Annotated in this window: 13 protein-coding genes and 1 riboswitch; of the genes, 3 read left to right on the top strand and 10 right to left on the bottom strand. The window is 40.8% G+C overall.

Annotated features, from left to right (window positions below):
* Positions 1-15 precede the first annotated feature (15 nt).
* The 3 genes from CSV63_RS01635 to CSV63_RS01625 form a co-directional block, all read right to left on the bottom strand.
* The gene (locus CSV63_RS01635; protein WP_099694249.1) at positions 16-1,371 is read right to left on the bottom strand and encodes a nucleobase:cation symporter-2 family protein; all 1,356 of its coding nucleotides are present in this window, start codon (positions 1,369-1,371) and stop codon (positions 16-18) included.
* The gene (locus CSV63_RS01630) at positions 1,368-1,955 is read right to left on the bottom strand and encodes a xanthine phosphoribosyltransferase (protein ID WP_029053093.1); all 588 of its coding nucleotides are present in this window, start codon (positions 1,953-1,955) and stop codon (positions 1,368-1,370) included. Before CSV63_RS01630 ends, CSV63_RS01635 begins: the two co-directional genes overlap by 4 nt.
* A gap of 130 nt (positions 1,956-2,085) precedes the next feature.
* Positions 2,086-2,187, bottom strand: a riboswitch (purine riboswitch).
* Positions 2,188-2,390: 203 nt separating this feature from the next.
* The gene (locus tag CSV63_RS01625) at positions 2,391-3,320 is read right to left on the bottom strand and encodes an AEC family transporter (RefSeq protein WP_099694248.1); all 930 of its coding nucleotides are present in this window, start codon (positions 3,318-3,320) and stop codon (positions 2,391-2,393) included.
* Positions 3,321-3,393: 73 nt separating this feature from the next.
* Between CSV63_RS01625 and CSV63_RS01620 the strand changes: the two genes are divergently transcribed.
* Complete coding sequence (locus CSV63_RS01620; RefSeq protein ID WP_199203577.1) at positions 3,394-4,623, top strand: CynX/NimT family MFS transporter; 1,230 nt, start codon at positions 3,394-3,396, stop codon at positions 4,621-4,623.
* Between the two features lie 126 nt (positions 4,624-4,749).
* Here CSV63_RS01620 and CSV63_RS01615 read toward each other — a convergent pair whose 3' ends face one another.
* On the bottom strand, positions 4,750-5,595 hold the full coding sequence (locus tag CSV63_RS01615) for a VOC family protein (RefSeq protein WP_099694246.1): 846 nt from the start codon (positions 5,593-5,595) through the stop codon (positions 4,750-4,752).
* 502 nt (positions 5,596-6,097) lie between these two features.
* On the opposite strand from CSV63_RS01615, the gene CSV63_RS01610 reads away from it, so the two are divergent.
* Positions 6,098-6,628 carry a helix-turn-helix domain-containing protein gene (locus tag CSV63_RS01610; protein ID WP_099694245.1) on the top strand — a complete coding sequence of 177 codons (531 nt, stop codon included), beginning with the start codon at positions 6,098-6,100 and terminating at the stop codon, positions 6,626-6,628.
* A gap of 170 nt (positions 6,629-6,798) precedes the next feature.
* Here the strand turns inward: CSV63_RS01610 and CSV63_RS01605 are convergent, their stop codons facing one another.
* The 3 genes from CSV63_RS01605 to CSV63_RS01595 all read right to left on the bottom strand — a co-directional run bounded on the left by CSV63_RS01605 (position 6,799) and on the right by CSV63_RS01595 (position 9,678).
* Positions 6,799-7,557, bottom strand: coding sequence for an exodeoxyribonuclease III (locus CSV63_RS01605; RefSeq protein ID WP_099694244.1), 759 nt, complete (start codon positions 7,555-7,557; stop codon positions 6,799-6,801).
* Between the two features lie 20 nt (positions 7,558-7,577).
* The gene (locus CSV63_RS01600; RefSeq protein WP_099694243.1) at positions 7,578-8,489 is read right to left on the bottom strand and encodes a pseudouridine-5'-phosphate glycosidase; all 912 of its coding nucleotides are present in this window, start codon (positions 8,487-8,489) and stop codon (positions 7,578-7,580) included.
* Between the two features lie 64 nt (positions 8,490-8,553).
* On the bottom strand, positions 8,554-9,678 hold the full coding sequence (locus CSV63_RS01595; RefSeq protein WP_099694242.1) for an NAD(P)/FAD-dependent oxidoreductase: 1,125 nt from the start codon (positions 9,676-9,678) through the stop codon (positions 8,554-8,556).
* 130 nt (positions 9,679-9,808) lie between these two features.
* Between CSV63_RS01595 and CSV63_RS01590 the strand changes: the two genes are divergently transcribed.
* Complete coding sequence (locus tag CSV63_RS01590; RefSeq protein ID WP_369823769.1) at positions 9,809-10,909, top strand: branched-chain amino acid aminotransferase; 1,101 nt, start codon at positions 9,809-9,811, stop codon at positions 10,907-10,909.
* A gap of 49 nt (positions 10,910-10,958) precedes the next feature.
* Here CSV63_RS01590 and CSV63_RS01585 read toward each other — a convergent pair whose 3' ends face one another.
* From CSV63_RS01585 to CSV63_RS01575, 3 genes are read right to left on the bottom strand one after another with little or no spacing between them, the layout of a single operon-like run.
* Positions 10,959-11,756 carry an ABC transporter ATP-binding protein gene (locus tag CSV63_RS01585; protein WP_099694240.1) on the bottom strand — a complete coding sequence of 266 codons (798 nt, stop codon included), beginning with the start codon at positions 11,754-11,756 and terminating at the stop codon, positions 10,959-10,961.
* Positions 11,731-12,774 carry an ABC transporter permease gene (locus tag CSV63_RS01580; RefSeq protein ID WP_099694239.1) on the bottom strand — a complete coding sequence of 348 codons (1,044 nt, stop codon included), beginning with the start codon at positions 12,772-12,774 and terminating at the stop codon, positions 11,731-11,733. The genes CSV63_RS01585 and CSV63_RS01580 overlap by 26 nt, the downstream gene beginning before the upstream one ends.
* 23 nt (positions 12,775-12,797) lie before the next feature.
* Entirely contained in the window at positions 12,798-13,808 is a 1,011-nt protein-coding gene (locus CSV63_RS01575; protein WP_099631015.1) for an ABC transporter substrate-binding protein, read from the bottom strand.
* Positions 13,809-14,035 lie beyond the last annotated feature (227 nt).

Genomic DNA, 14,035 nt, shown 5'->3' with positions numbered 1-14,035 from the left:
CAGTTGCTCTTTTTGTTATTTATGATTAGCTGTCGCACTTACTAAGACAGATGATGGTCCTTCCTTAATGCCAGGTGACGTAGTCTCCGCTTGACGTGCTTGTTCTGCCGCTTGTTTCTTCTTTGAAGGCAGCATATTGAAAATGATATTTAAGAAGATAGCCGTCATACTTCCGAGTACAATCCCATTACTTGTTAAGATCTGGACACTTTCTGGTAATTCCTTGAATAGATCCGGTACAACCGAAACGCCAAGACCAATTCCGATAGAACACGCAACGATCATTGCATTATCTTGAGTTTTTGAAATAACTGGACTCAACATCTTAATTCCTTGCGAAACAACCATTCCGAACATAGCAACCATTGCCCCTCCAAGTACTGCCGTAGGAATTATCGTTGCCAGAGCGGCTACTTTCGGCAAGAATCCTAAAGAAATCAGCATGATCGCGGTAACCAATATTACACGGCGTGACTTCACACCAGATAATTGCATTAAACCCACGTTTTGTGAAAATGTCGTGTAAGGAAATGCGTTGAAAATACCACCAATAATGGAAGCTAAACCTTCCGCACGATAGCCGCTTTCCAACATTTTTTGATCGATTTCTTTTTCACAAATATCACCGAGTGCAAAGTATACTCCAGTGGATTCTACGAGTGACACCATCGCAACCAAGGTCATAATGGCAATCGGTAGCAAATGGAACGTAGGTGTTGCTAGATAAAACGGCATGACCATATGAACATAAGAAGCATCTTGTACGTTGGAAAAATCTACGATACCGAGGAATATCGCTGCGATCGTACCAACGACTAATCCTAACAAAATAGCGATAGACTGCATAAAACCTGAAGTGAATCGGAACAGTAAAACAATGAATAATAACGTTCCAAACGAGAGTAAAATATTTATCATTGAGCCAAAATCTTCAGCCCCTTGTCCGCCACCCATATTATTGATCGCAACAGGAATCAATGTGATTCCAATAATTGTGACAACAGAACCGGTAACGATTGGAGGGAAGAATTTCACGAGACTCCCGAAGAAGCGGCTAATGAAGAAAATGATTACGCCCGAAGCAATAACCGCGCCGTAAATGGCCGAAATTCCATAATCATTGCCGATTAAAATCATAGGGCCTACAGCTGTGAACGTACACCCTAGAACGACAGGTAGACCAACACCGAAATATTTATTACGTGAAATTTGCAACAACGTAGCGATACCACACATTAATATATCAATTGAAACAAGATAGGTTAGCTGTGTGGGAGTTAACCCGATAGCATTCCCCACAATGAGCGGTACCAATACTGCGCCTGCATACATAGCTAGTAAATGCTGAAAGCCTAGCAGTGTTGTTTTCATCCGTTATTTTCCTCCCCGACGAATTGGACTTGTCCGTTTTTCAGTGACTGAAGCTCAGCCAGTGACTCTAAACGTACGCCTTCTTTACGAATCAAATCTCCACCTGGTTGGAAGCATTTTTCGATGACAATTCCAACACCGGCAATAGTAGCACCTGCTTGTTTTGCGATATCTATGAGTCCGAGTGCAGCTTGTCCATTCGCAAGGAAATCATCAATGAGCAAAACCGTATCTTCATTTGAAATAAAATCTTTAGAAACCGAAATATCATTCGATTCTTTCTTAGTGAAAGAATACACTTTCGCGGAGTATAAATGATCCGTCAATGTAAGTGATTTACGTTTTCTGGCAAACACTACCGGAACGCCCAATATCATTCCCGCCATTGTCGCAGGAGCAATACCTGAAGATTCAATCGTGATGATTCTCGTGATGTTTTGATCGCTAAATCGTTTAACAAACTCTTTTCCGATTTCCTGCATCAGTAATGGATCGATTTGATGATTCAAAAACGAATCTACTTTCAATACCTCTTCCGATAATACTTTACCTTCTTGTCGAATCTTGTTTTTTAACAACTCCACGCCGTTGTGCTCCCTTCATTTTTCCGAATAAAAAAAGCGTATATGCCATCCTCCCATATAACAACTATGAGAGAGCGGCATGTACGCTTTTAAATATGAAAAAGCAATTTCTTGTCGAACGACAAAGAAAGCTGCTTTTCATTCTCCCCATAGTCGGTCTATTTTCGGTAAACCGGTAGAAACTTACGGGCCATATCCCCGTGATTATATGAGTCTTATTTAACTGAATGCTAACAGTATAGCATGATTCGACAAATTTTCAACACGAATATTTGCCAATTAGTTTGATAGCTTCAAGCTATCAAGCACATGGACATATTCTCGACAAAAAGTTGGCGTGAATTGGGATTAAGAGTAATCTTAAGAGAATGCATTGGATTGAAGCGTCCCCTCAGTAGTTCCAGACTTTATTTTAATAAATTCCCCGTTTTTTACTTACCCGAAAAATAGTGAGGAAAGATAAATCACTACGCCTACTGTAAAGCTGCTTGCTACAGTGTTGAACAGAACGATTTGGGCTGCTAGCTCAGACTCTACATCATATTCCAAAGCCAGCGTTGAGCTGTTTCTTGACGTTGGAAATGAGCTGGCGATCCAGAGTGACTGAGCCGTGACACCGTCTATCCTCAACAGTAAAATCAACAGCAACGCCACAGTTGGTGAAATAATAAGTCTGCCAATAGCGCTTAGGTAGATCAAACGGTTCCATAGCGTTTTCACCTTAATCTGCGCTAACTGCGCGCCTAGTGTAATGAGCGCAATGGCGATAAAAGCATCCGATAAATGACTAATTGGCAGCTCGATAAATTGTGGCAACTGGATATTTGCTAAATTAAGCACAGCACCTAGCCACAATGCATGAATAATCGGCATTCGAAGAAATTGCTTCACGATGTCTTTTCCCGATTGCGTGGAAGACACGAGATTATACAATCCATACGAGTACGTTAGTAAGTTCTGATAGACAATCAACACGATCTGAATGGACACACCGAGTGGATTGGCATGAAAGACTAGTTGACTAACGGGTAAGCCATAGTTTCCAGAGTTGATCAACACAATACTGTTTTTCATTACGGCGGTTTGCTGGCGGTTTAAACGCAAGAATTTACTAAATAAATGGCCGGTAATGATTAAAGCGGATGTGAATAATACGACAAACATTAATACATCGAGTAGGATGTCTATATCAATAACAGTATGATATAAGTTCATGAACACAGCGGCAGGAATTAGACAGTATGTAAGAATATTCCCTAACGCCTTAACATTAAAAGTAAACTTTATTTGTAAAAACACGCCAATTGCTAATAAAATAAGCATCGGTGTGATAACATTTACAAAGACTATGAGTAAGTACTCCATAAAGGAATCTCCTTTCTGCTGATTCAGCGATATACTTCTCAGAACAATCTTCAAGGATATAGGAGGCTTCATGATGGAAACAGAACGACCAAGCAAACATTTACATTTCCCTAAAAGTCAATGGATGCTGTTAGTGGGTATTTTATTTTTAGCCGCTACCATCCGTTCTCCACTCACTTCTGTCGGACCTATTATTGGAAATATTCGCGATCAACTGCAAATCTCCAATTCATTGGCCGGATTTCTAACGACTATTCCACTGCTGGCATTTGCCATTGTATCACCTTTTACACCACGCATCGCAAAACGGTTTGGCATGTCACGAACACTTTTCTATGCAATGATTATTTTACTAATTGGAATCGTCATGCGTTCTGTCGGCAATAGTATCTTGCTACTGATCGGCACATTTTTAATTGGCGTCGGAATTGCATTTGCTAACGTCTTATTACCAAGCCTGCTAAAACTGAGCTTTCCCTTCCATATCGGATTAATGACAGGGCTGTACTCCGTTTCTATGAGTATATCTGCATCGCTAGCTTCTGGAATTGCTTCTCCAATCGCCAATGAAACTGTCTACGGTTGGCAAGGTGCTCTAGGAATTTGGGGAGTCATTACATTGTTAGCTATTATCGTATGGATTCCTCAAATACGTAAAAAGAAAGAGGTTATCAAAACCGTTCAGAAAAACAGGAAGACAAACCCTGCTCGGCCTATTTGGCGTTCGCCACTAGCCTGGAGCATCACAGTTTTCATGGGACTACAATCGTTCCTATTTTATACGACAGCTTCATGGATTCCAGTTGTATTGCAAACAAATGGCATGACTGCTGATGCTGCTGGATGGATGTTAGCGCTTGTCCAACTCGCACAATTGCCTATGATGTTTATCATACCAGTGGTTGCGGATAAAGTACGTGATCAACGTGTTCTGGTCGTAGCTGTTTTCGCTTGTTATGTAATTGGCTATGGTGGTGTACAATTCGGAAGCGAAAGCCTGACTGCACTTTGGATGATTTTCATCGGACTAGGAGGCGGTTCAGCATTCGGACTCGCTATGATGTTCTTCACTTTACGTACCCATACACCAGACCAAGCGGCTTCCATTTCCGGAATGGCGCAGTCGATCGGCTATTTACTCGCATCGATTGGTCCTGTGTTGTTCGGTATTCTTCATGACTTTACTGGTTCTTGGACAGCGCCACTATATACCTTCATCGTTGTCGCAACAATACTATTTATAAGTGGAATGTACGCAGGCAAAGAGCGTTTAATTTCGCTTGAACCAACAAAGCATGCGTAAAAGAAAGTGTGTTCGAGGTACATATCTAGGTGTATGAGTACAAAATGCCTTTCAATAATAAAACGAAGAGCCCCAATTCATCTGCGAATTGGGGCTCTTCGTTTGAGGCGGGATAAGTGGAGAAATTTAGACAGTTAATTGAATCTTATTTCCTGATGGATCTTCAATCACAAACACTTCACCTTCAACCGTATACGAAACATTCAGGTTCTGTAATTTTCCAATTACTTTCGATCTTTCAGCTTCATCTGGGAAAACAAGCGAGTACCAATTTATCCCCACACTATTTTTGGGTGGTTTAGGAGCACCTACTCCTTGCCATGTATTTAAGGCAATATGATGATGATAATCCCCCGTCGAAACAAAAATTGCTTGAGGATAATGGCTTACAACTGTAAAGCCAAGTCCTTTTGTGTAAAATTCTTCTGCTTTCTGAAGATCAGCTACATGCAAATGAATATGGCCCATTATCGTATCGGCCGGCAACCCGTTCCATTCCTCATCGCTTACCGCTAGTAGACTTTCTCCATCTAATGGGTCAGACACCATCTTGACTTCTCCATTAGACCAACTCCATTCAGAAGATGGCCGATCTATATACACTTCAATGCCGTTTCCGTCTGGATCCGTAATGTAGAGTGCTTCACTAACCAGGTGATCCGATGCTCCGAATCGAGAACCCGTCTTAGATAAATGGCGTAAAAAGGCAGATAAGTCAGCTCTTGTCGGTAACAAAAGTGCAAAGTGGAATAAACCAGATCTCCTTTCCTCCTTTGGTAGTACATCAACCGGCTGTTCAATCGTTAATAATCCCGTTTTCCCGTCTGCTGTTAAAATCGCTTTTCGATTTGTTTGCTCCAAAACTTGGAATCCGATCACTTGTTGGTAAAATTCAAGAGCTACATCCAAACTCATTACATTTATATTAACGTGTCCAACAAATGTATTAGGTTTTTTATGAAAGTTTTTCATCTTTATACTCTCCCTTTTCTATCTTGTATCGTTTCTACTGTGCGTAATCTATATTTTTATTCGCTTCTTATGACATATCACTCGATCAAATACCAAAGTTTACTTCAATGAGTTTGGACTTTAAAGACCATATTTAAACTGTCCGGCATCTTTTCAAGTTACCGTTATACTAATGAGAATATTATATCTCTATGGGTGAACACCAAGTGTAAAAAAAATGAGTCTCTATCTTATTTCATCTGACTTACAGCATCATTACATACTTGGTTTACAATACCTCCTCACTTCTCTAAAACAAATATATCTATAAACATATAGTTGCTTCTTACCACTTACTATTCTTTCTTGCATCATATCAATATATTTATTGTGAGTATTTAATTCAGTCCTTAATATTCATATGTGAATATTAATTCTCTCTATGATAACATCAAATAATAGATAGCGTCAAGATAGTTGTGCTATTATATACATACATCACAATATTCTTGGAGGGATCCATGTGGAAATCGGCTCAAAAATACGGGATATACGGAAGAGAAAGAAAATAACCATCGCTCAGATGAGCGAACAAATCGGACTCTCAAAAGGGTTTATAAGCAACATCGAAAATGATAATACATCCCCCTCCCTTAATACGTTGCAAGAAATCGCTCGCTTTTTAGACGTTCCGCTTCCTTATTTGCTACTAGAGAAAAAGAAGCATATGAAAGTCATTAGGAAAGCTGATCGGATATATACAACGTTTAACGGAATAAAAATTGAACATATTACTTCGCAAAGTGGTCTGCGAATGATGCACGTTGAATTACCGCCTGGTACATCGACCGGTGAAGCGATTGCCCACGAAGGTGAAGAGAGCCATGTCGTACTAAAAGGTACAGTCCTTGCTGAACAAGGCGAAGATTCTGTTATTGCAAAGGAAGGCGATTCATTTAGTTGGAATGCTAGTGTGCCTCACTTTGTAAAAAACATCGGAGAAGAAGAGGCAGTCTTACTCATCGCCGTCTACTCCGAGGATAAAAATTTATGACACATTCCTTTTTGCTCCCAAGCGCACTATCCATAAATCAATCTTGTGCTGGTAACTGGAATGGATTCAATTAATAAATCGCATCACAACGTAAACTTGTGATGCGATTTTTATTTATTTCAGCTATTGTACCTCTCAACTGAACAACTTAAACTAAGTGGTACTTACTATCAATATAGATCTAATTCTGTAGAAATCGGACAATGATCACTGCCCATGATTTCTGAATGAATGGCTGTTGTTTGCAGGGCTGACTGGAGGCGCTCTGAAATAATAATGTAATCGATACGCCAGCCGATATTTCGTGCCCGTACATCGCGCATATAAGACCACCATGTGTAGTGATCTTGTAGATCGGGATTCATAAAGCGAAACGTATCAATGAATCCGGCATCTAACAACCGCGTCATTTTCCCGCGTTCTTCATTCGTAAATCCCGAATTGCCAATATTAGATTTAACGTTACGAATATCAATTTCTTCATGTGCTACGTTCAAATCTCCGCAATAGATGACGGGTTTGATAGCATCCAATGACTGCAGATGCTCAAGTAAATTATCTTCCCATGCCAATCGAAATGATAATCGAGCTAAGTCCCGTTGTGAATTGGGCGTATAACAATTAACGAGAAAGAACTCTTCAAATTCTAGCGTTAGCACTCGCCCTTCTGCTTCGTGGTCTAGATCATTCAATCCATAGCGTACAGAAAGAGGTGTTTTCTTCGTGAAGACTGCCGTACCTGAATATCCCTTTTTCTCCGCATAGTTCCAATAGGATTCATACCCATCGAAAGAAAGGTCGATTTGTCCTTCTTGACATTTGATCTCTTGGACACAGAATATATCTGCCTGTACTTGTTCAAAAAAGTCACTAAAGCCTTTTTTCACGCATGCCCTAATACCGTTCACGTTCCAAGATACTACTTTCAATTTTCCACAACCTGTCTCTATTAATTGCCGTTAAAACTCACTGCCAGTTTCGCTGCAAGTTCAGCGTTTGACTTCACTAAGGCGATATTGGCCTCCAGACTTTTACCGTCTGTCATTTCCTGAACCTTTTTTAACATATGTGGTGTAAGATACTTTCCACTAATACCCATTTGTTCGGCTTCTTTAAGAGCATCTGAAACCAATCCATCCATATACTCCTGATCCATGGCATGTTCTTCCGGTATCGGATTCGCGATAATTGCGCTACCCTCCAAGCCTAAATTCCATTTAACGCGCAACATTTCTGCCATCATATCAATTTCATCTATCCGGTAGTCTACATGATGTGCGCTGCTTCTTGTGTAAAAAGCGGGGAATATATCTGTTTGATACCCCATGACTGGAACACCTTTTGTTTCCAAGTACTCAAGTGTTTTACCGAGATCCAAAATGGATTTTGCTCCTGAACAAACAACAGCTACACTTGTGCGTGCGAACTCTTCAAGATCTGCAGAAATATCCATCGTTTGTTCCACACCTCTATGCACACCGCCAATGGCCCCAGTCGTGAATACGCGGATTCTCGCTAAGTCAGCAAAGAACATCGATGCAGCAACCGTCGTTGCACCCGGTTTTTTAGTAGCAATTAAGTAACTGATATCGCGTCTAGAAGCTTTGACAACACCCTTGCTATCTCCGAATCGTTCTAGCTCTTCATCAGATAGACCTATTTTTATTTTACCGTCCATAATGGCAATGGTTGCCGGAACTGCGCCATGATCACGCACAATCTGCTGAACTTCACGTGCAGCTTTCACATTTTCAGGATATGGCATGCCGTACGTAATAATTGTGGATTCCAATGCGACTAGCGGCTTGCCGTATTTCATCGCTTCTTTCACTTCTTCTGAATACGAAACATATCTTCTCATTATGAATCTTCCCCTTTACCGTTCAATCGCTATATATTCATAATAATCATTATACGCACTTTATTCAATGTTCGTCGGCAATTATTTGGTCAATAGAGTAGCTTTCTAAGTCCCATCCCGTCTCCTCGCCTAGTACGAGCTGGGATAAGAGCTTGCCGAGAAGAGGTCCTACTGTTAAGCCAGATGAACCAAGGCCATTAGCGATCCAAACCTGCGGATGATCAGGTAGTTGACCGATGACCGGCATAAAATTCGGTGTATGTGGACGAACACCTACACGTACTTCAGCCAATACCGCCTCGTTCAGTATAGGTGCAATGGGTAAAGCATTCGATAATACCTCAAGAATTCCACCAGTTGTCGGTTGAATATCGAAATCATCTGTATCCTCGTGTGTTGCGCCCGCAACGAATCTGCCATCTTGGAATGGTACGAGGTACTGAGTCCCAGGCGGCATAATGACTGGCCATTCCCCTGACGCTACATGTTTTGATTGTAAATGAAGGATTTGTGCTTTCTGTCCTGTTACTTGTAGCTTCTTACCTAATGGCTCTGTAAATTTACTAGCCCAGGCTCCTGCCGCTACGATGATTTGATCTCCCTCAATAACTTGCCCATCGACCATAACACCACAGACTTTTCCTTCTCTTATGTACGGCGATGCAGAGCCTTTTATACTTTGAACACCACGTTGAACTGCCACACGTTCCAATGCTTTAAGTAGTTGATCTCCTTCTACTTTGGCAGCACCTGAAATACGAACAGCTGAGTATTCGTCAGATAAAATCGGAAAATAGCTAGCGATCTGCGCCGCATTCAGTAATTCCACTTCCCCGATCTCAGGAGATTGTTCTTTCCTCATATTTAATAAATCGACTTTCTTCTCCAAACGATTTAGCTCCGTATGAATCGCCAAGGCACCTACTTTCTTATATCCTGTTTCCATTTCGCCATGCTTTTCTAATGAGCGAATGAATTCAGGATAATACGCAGCACCAGCTGATGCTAGGGCATACCAAGCTTTATTTCGTCTTTGAGATGCCCATGGACAAATAATGCCCGCTGCGGCTTTGGTAGCCTGTCCTGGCTCTTGCCTATCGATTAGTACGACTTCCGCTTGTTCGTCGGATAAATGATAAGCAGCGGAAGCACCAACGATTCCCCCGCCTATAATTAATACTTTTCTCATGAAAATTTGCTCCTTTATATAATAGTTTTGAAAATCGACAAACTTTTCACTTTATTTTTTCTAAAAAAGCAGTATAATTACACTATTCGGAATTGAACTTTCGGAATATTCTATATCTTGAGGAGTTTTGATGATTATGACGAGATTACCTATGCAAATTCAACTAGCACAAAATAAAAAAGAAAAGCCAGATCCTAGCACATTAGTTTTTGGGAAAACATTTACAGACCACATGCTCATTATAGACTATGAGGAAGGCAAAGGATGGCATAATCATCGCATTACTCCGTACGCACCTTTAACACTCGATCCAGCTGCAATCGTTCTACATTACGGTCAAACGGTTTTTGAAGGAATGAAGGCATATCGTTCAGATGATGGAACCATTCGTTTATTCCGTCCAGATCAAAATATGAAGCGTCTGAATTATTCGCTCGATCGTCTATGTATGCCACGGATCGATGAAAAGAACGCATTGTACGCGCTGAACCAACTGTTGCAGATCGAGCAGGATTGGATTCCTACACTAGAAGGAACATCATTATATATCCGCCCATTTGTCATTGCAACAGAAGCCTTCCTAGGTGTAGCACCAGCTAAAAAATATCAATTTTTCATGATTCTGTCCCCTGTTGGCTCATACTATAAAGAAGGGATTCACCCAGTTAAAATCCTGGTCGAAAATGAATTCGTCCGTGCTGCAAAAGGCGGAACGGGTAGCGCTAAAACGGCTGGCAACTACGCAGCGGCTTTAAAGGCTCAGGAGACAGCAGACAAACAAGGCTACTCCCAAGTTTTATGGCTCGATAGCGTCGAGCGTAAATACGTGGAAGAAGTAGGAAGTATGAATATCTTTTTCAAGATCAACGGTGAAATTGTAACGCCTGCAATCAACGGCAGTATTCTGGAGGGAATTACACGAAAATCCATTTTGCAGTTGCTACGACATTGGAATATGCCAGTTGCAGAGCGTCAAATTTCAATGGATGAAATCCGGTCTGCCTATGAAAGCGGTGAACTTGAAGAAGTATTCGGTACAGGCACAGCAGCTGTTATTTCTCCAGTCGGTGAACTGAATTGGGATGGTTATAAAATGATCATTGGCAACGGTGAAACAGGTGAACTATCCACTCGTCTTTATAACACGTTAACGAATATCCAAACAGGCAAAGAACTAGATCCATTTGCTTGGGTATATGAAATTAAGAAACGTATAGCAAAACTTGCTTAAGACATCGAAAAGCCCCCGCTTTCCACAACTGGAAAGCGGGGGCTGTTGTTTATACAGATAGTAAAGCTGCATCACTCGTAAGTTGTTCTCCACGAATACGCTGAAATTCATCCATCAATTTCGCAATAGTTAAATGCTTTTTCTGTTCTTCTTCTACCTCAAGAATAATTTGACCTTTATCCATCATAATTAAGCGATTTCCAAGGTCAAGTGCTTGTTGCATGTTATGCGTTACCATCAACGTCGTTAGCCGATCCTTCTCAACTAATCGTTTCGTTAAATCGGTGATCAACTCTGCGCGGGACGGATCCAGTGCTGCGGTATGCTCATCCAACAACAAAATAGAAGGTTGCGTAAAAGTCGCCATCAACAATGACAACGCTTGACGTTCACCACCGGACAATAGTCCAACATTCGCTGTCATCCGATTTTCAAGATTTAAATGCAATGTTTCAAGTGAAGTTCGGAATAAGTCTTTCCGTTTCTTATCTACTCCGCGATGCAATGAACGCCGTCGATTACGAGAATAAGCCATCGCCAAATTTTCTTCAATCGTCATCGTCGGTGCTGTACCTGACATCGGATCTTGGAATACTCGTCCTATCATTTTGGAACGTTTGAACTCTGCCAAACGTGTAACATCTTTGTTGTTGATATAAATAGAACCAAAATCCGGTGTCAATGCGCCGGATATCATATTCATCATGGTAGATTTTCCTGCACCGTTACTCCCTATGACTGTTACGAAATCACCCGGTTGCAAATGTAAGTTAATTTGGTCCAGCGCTACTTTCTCATCCGGAGTCGATTCATTAAAAACTTTATTGACTTGATCCAGTTTCAACAACGCTATGACCTCCTTGTGATGACTTCATCGCCATTCGTTCAGATTGCCTTTTCGCTTTACGCGCTTTTTCCCGTCTTTTTTCGAGAATCTGCGGAATAATTAGTGCCGCAATTACGATGACTGCAGTAATTAATTTCATATCACCTGAATCGAGAATCTTCACTTTCAATGACAGCCCGAGTACGATTCTGTAAATTACAGCACCAATGACGACGGCCATTGTTGTACGGAAAATGGTTTTCGTCCCAAATATCGCTTCACCGATAATAACAGAAGCCAATCCAATGATGATCATACCAATTCCCATTCCATTGTCAGCGAATTTTCCATACTGTGCAATCAATGAACCCGCGAAAGCAACTAGTGCATTGGAAATTCCTAATCCGAGAATAACAAGAGTATCTGTATTGGCAGAGAAACTCCGAATCATTTTTTTATTATCACCAGTTGCACGGATGGCTAAACCAACTTCGGTTTGCAAAAACCAGTCCGCTATGAATTTAATGAGAACCACAACTAGGATCATCAAAACTAATGTTCCCCAAGTCGATGGTAAATGTTCCAAGCCAAGTCCCAATAGGAAACCATTGATGGTTTCATCAATTCCAAGATTACTCCAGAAACCTTGGAACTTACTGAAAATCGTTTCTGAATTTAAAAGCGGAATATTTGGACGACCTACTGAATTTTCTGTCGTCAGTCCCATTATCCGAAGGTTTATCGAGTAAAGAGCTATCATCATGAGGATTCCGGATAGAAGTGGATTGATTTTTCCTTTGGTATGTAATAAACCAGTTATACATCCAGCAAAAAAGCCAACCAGGATTGCGGTAAGTGTTGCAACAAGTGGATGATAATCAAATACAATCATCGTAGCCGCTACTGCTGCGCCTGTTACAAAACTTCCGTCCACTGTTAAATCTGGAAAATCAAGCACCCGGAATGTTAGATACACTCCGAGTGCCATGATCGCATAGATGATACCCTGCTCAACTGAGCCAAATACAGCTGAAAACATGCAAGATCATCTCCTAATTTTATTTATTTTGCAATCTCGGCATTCCACTCATCTTGAATCTTCAAACCGATTGCGTCTGCAGTCTCTTCATTCATCACTAGCTTCAAATTCTGTGGTAATTGGACAGGTAATGATTCAGGCGTTTCTTCACCTTTAAGAATCTTTACTGCCATTTCACCCGCCTCATATCCGATATCATAGTACTCAAAGCCATATGCTCCAAGTCCACCACGCTTCACAGAATCAAATTCACCCACCATCATTGGAATCTTATTATCATTCGCGACAGAAATGACTGATTCAAGTGCTGATACTACAGTGTTATCCGTAATAATATAAAATGAATCTACTGAACCGATCAAAGATTCGGCTGCTTGTTTTACATCTGCTGAAGTTGCAACGGATGCTTCTACAACTTCCATATCCATATCTGCAAGAATTCCTTTTACATGATCCACTTGTAGGCGAGAGTTTTGCTCCCCTGAGTTAAATATCATTCCTACTTTTTTTGCACCCACGTTTTCTTTCAAAAACTTCATTGTGTTTGGAATGGCATCAGGATGATTATCAGTAGTACCTGTAACATTGCCGCCTGGCTCTTCATTGGATGCAACAAGTTCCGCTGCTACAGCATCTGTAACTGATGTAAAGATGATCGGAATGTCTTGTGTCGCGCTAGCTGCCGCTTGTGCACTTGGTGTAGAGTTAGCAAATATCAAATCGACGCCTGCGCCTGCCAAGTTGTTTGCAATGGTTGAGTTGGAACTATTATCATTTTGCGCATTTTGCTTATCGTATTCTACATTCAATCCAGCATCTTCAATTGCCTTTTGAAACCCTTCAAACGCCGCATCTAAAGACGGGTGTTCAACAATTTGTGTCACACCAATTATGTATTTTTCTTCAGTGCTTGCTTTGTCATTATTCTTATCATCTGCTACTGGATCAGATGACTCCCCTTTTCCACCACACGCAGCGAGAATGAGCACAATACTAAATAGTGCTACTGCATAAGTCACCCAATGTTTCTTCATGTAAATCCCCCTCGACTATTATCTATTACCTTTTCGATGTATGTAGAAAAGATAATAATTATACGTAATCGTACCCTTTACAATGTTATTCGTCAATGCATTATTCAATATTTTGTGTGAATTCTCATAAGTTAATGAACTACCTGGTAGAATTCTCCGTATATTAAGATAACTCAAAGGAAAAACATTAATCTACATAAAAAATAGTGATGCGATTATAACAATCG

The sequence above is a fragment of the Sporosarcina sp. P34 genome (assembly GCF_002743375.1).
GTDB lineage: Bacteria > Bacillota > Bacilli > Bacillales_A > Planococcaceae > Sporosarcina.
Note: the sequence above shows the minus strand (reverse complement) of the source record. Positions and strands in the feature narration are given on the sequence as shown.

Coding starts and splice junctions, on each gene's coding strand:
- CSV63_RS01590 (WP_369823769.1), top strand. CDS start 9,809: ATGATTATGACGAGATTACCTATGCAAATTCAACTAGCACAAAATAAA.
- CSV63_RS01575 (WP_099631015.1), bottom strand. CDS start 13,808: ATGAAGAAACATTGGGTGACTTATGCAGTAGCACTATTTAGTATTGTG.
- CSV63_RS01635 (WP_099694249.1), bottom strand. CDS start 1,371: ATGAAAACAACACTGCTAGGCTTTCAGCATTTACTAGCTATGTATGCA.
- CSV63_RS01600 (WP_099694243.1), bottom strand. CDS start 8,489: ATGAGAAGATATGTTTCGTATTCAGAAGAAGTGAAAGAAGCGATGAAA.
- CSV63_RS01620 (WP_199203577.1), top strand. CDS start 3,394: ATGGAAACAGAACGACCAAGCAAACATTTACATTTCCCTAAAAGTCAA.
- CSV63_RS01595 (WP_099694242.1), bottom strand. CDS start 9,678: ATGAGAAAAGTATTAATTATAGGCGGGGGAATCGTTGGTGCTTCCGCT.
- CSV63_RS01615 (WP_099694246.1), bottom strand. CDS start 5,595: ATGAAAAACTTTCATAAAAAACCTAATACATTTGTTGGACACGTTAAT.
- CSV63_RS01580 (WP_099694239.1), bottom strand. CDS start 12,774: ATGTTTTCAGCTGTATTTGGCTCAGTTGAGCAGGGTATCATCTATGCG.
- CSV63_RS01625 (WP_099694248.1), bottom strand. CDS start 3,320: ATGGAGTACTTACTCATAGTCTTTGTAAATGTTATCACACCGATGCTT.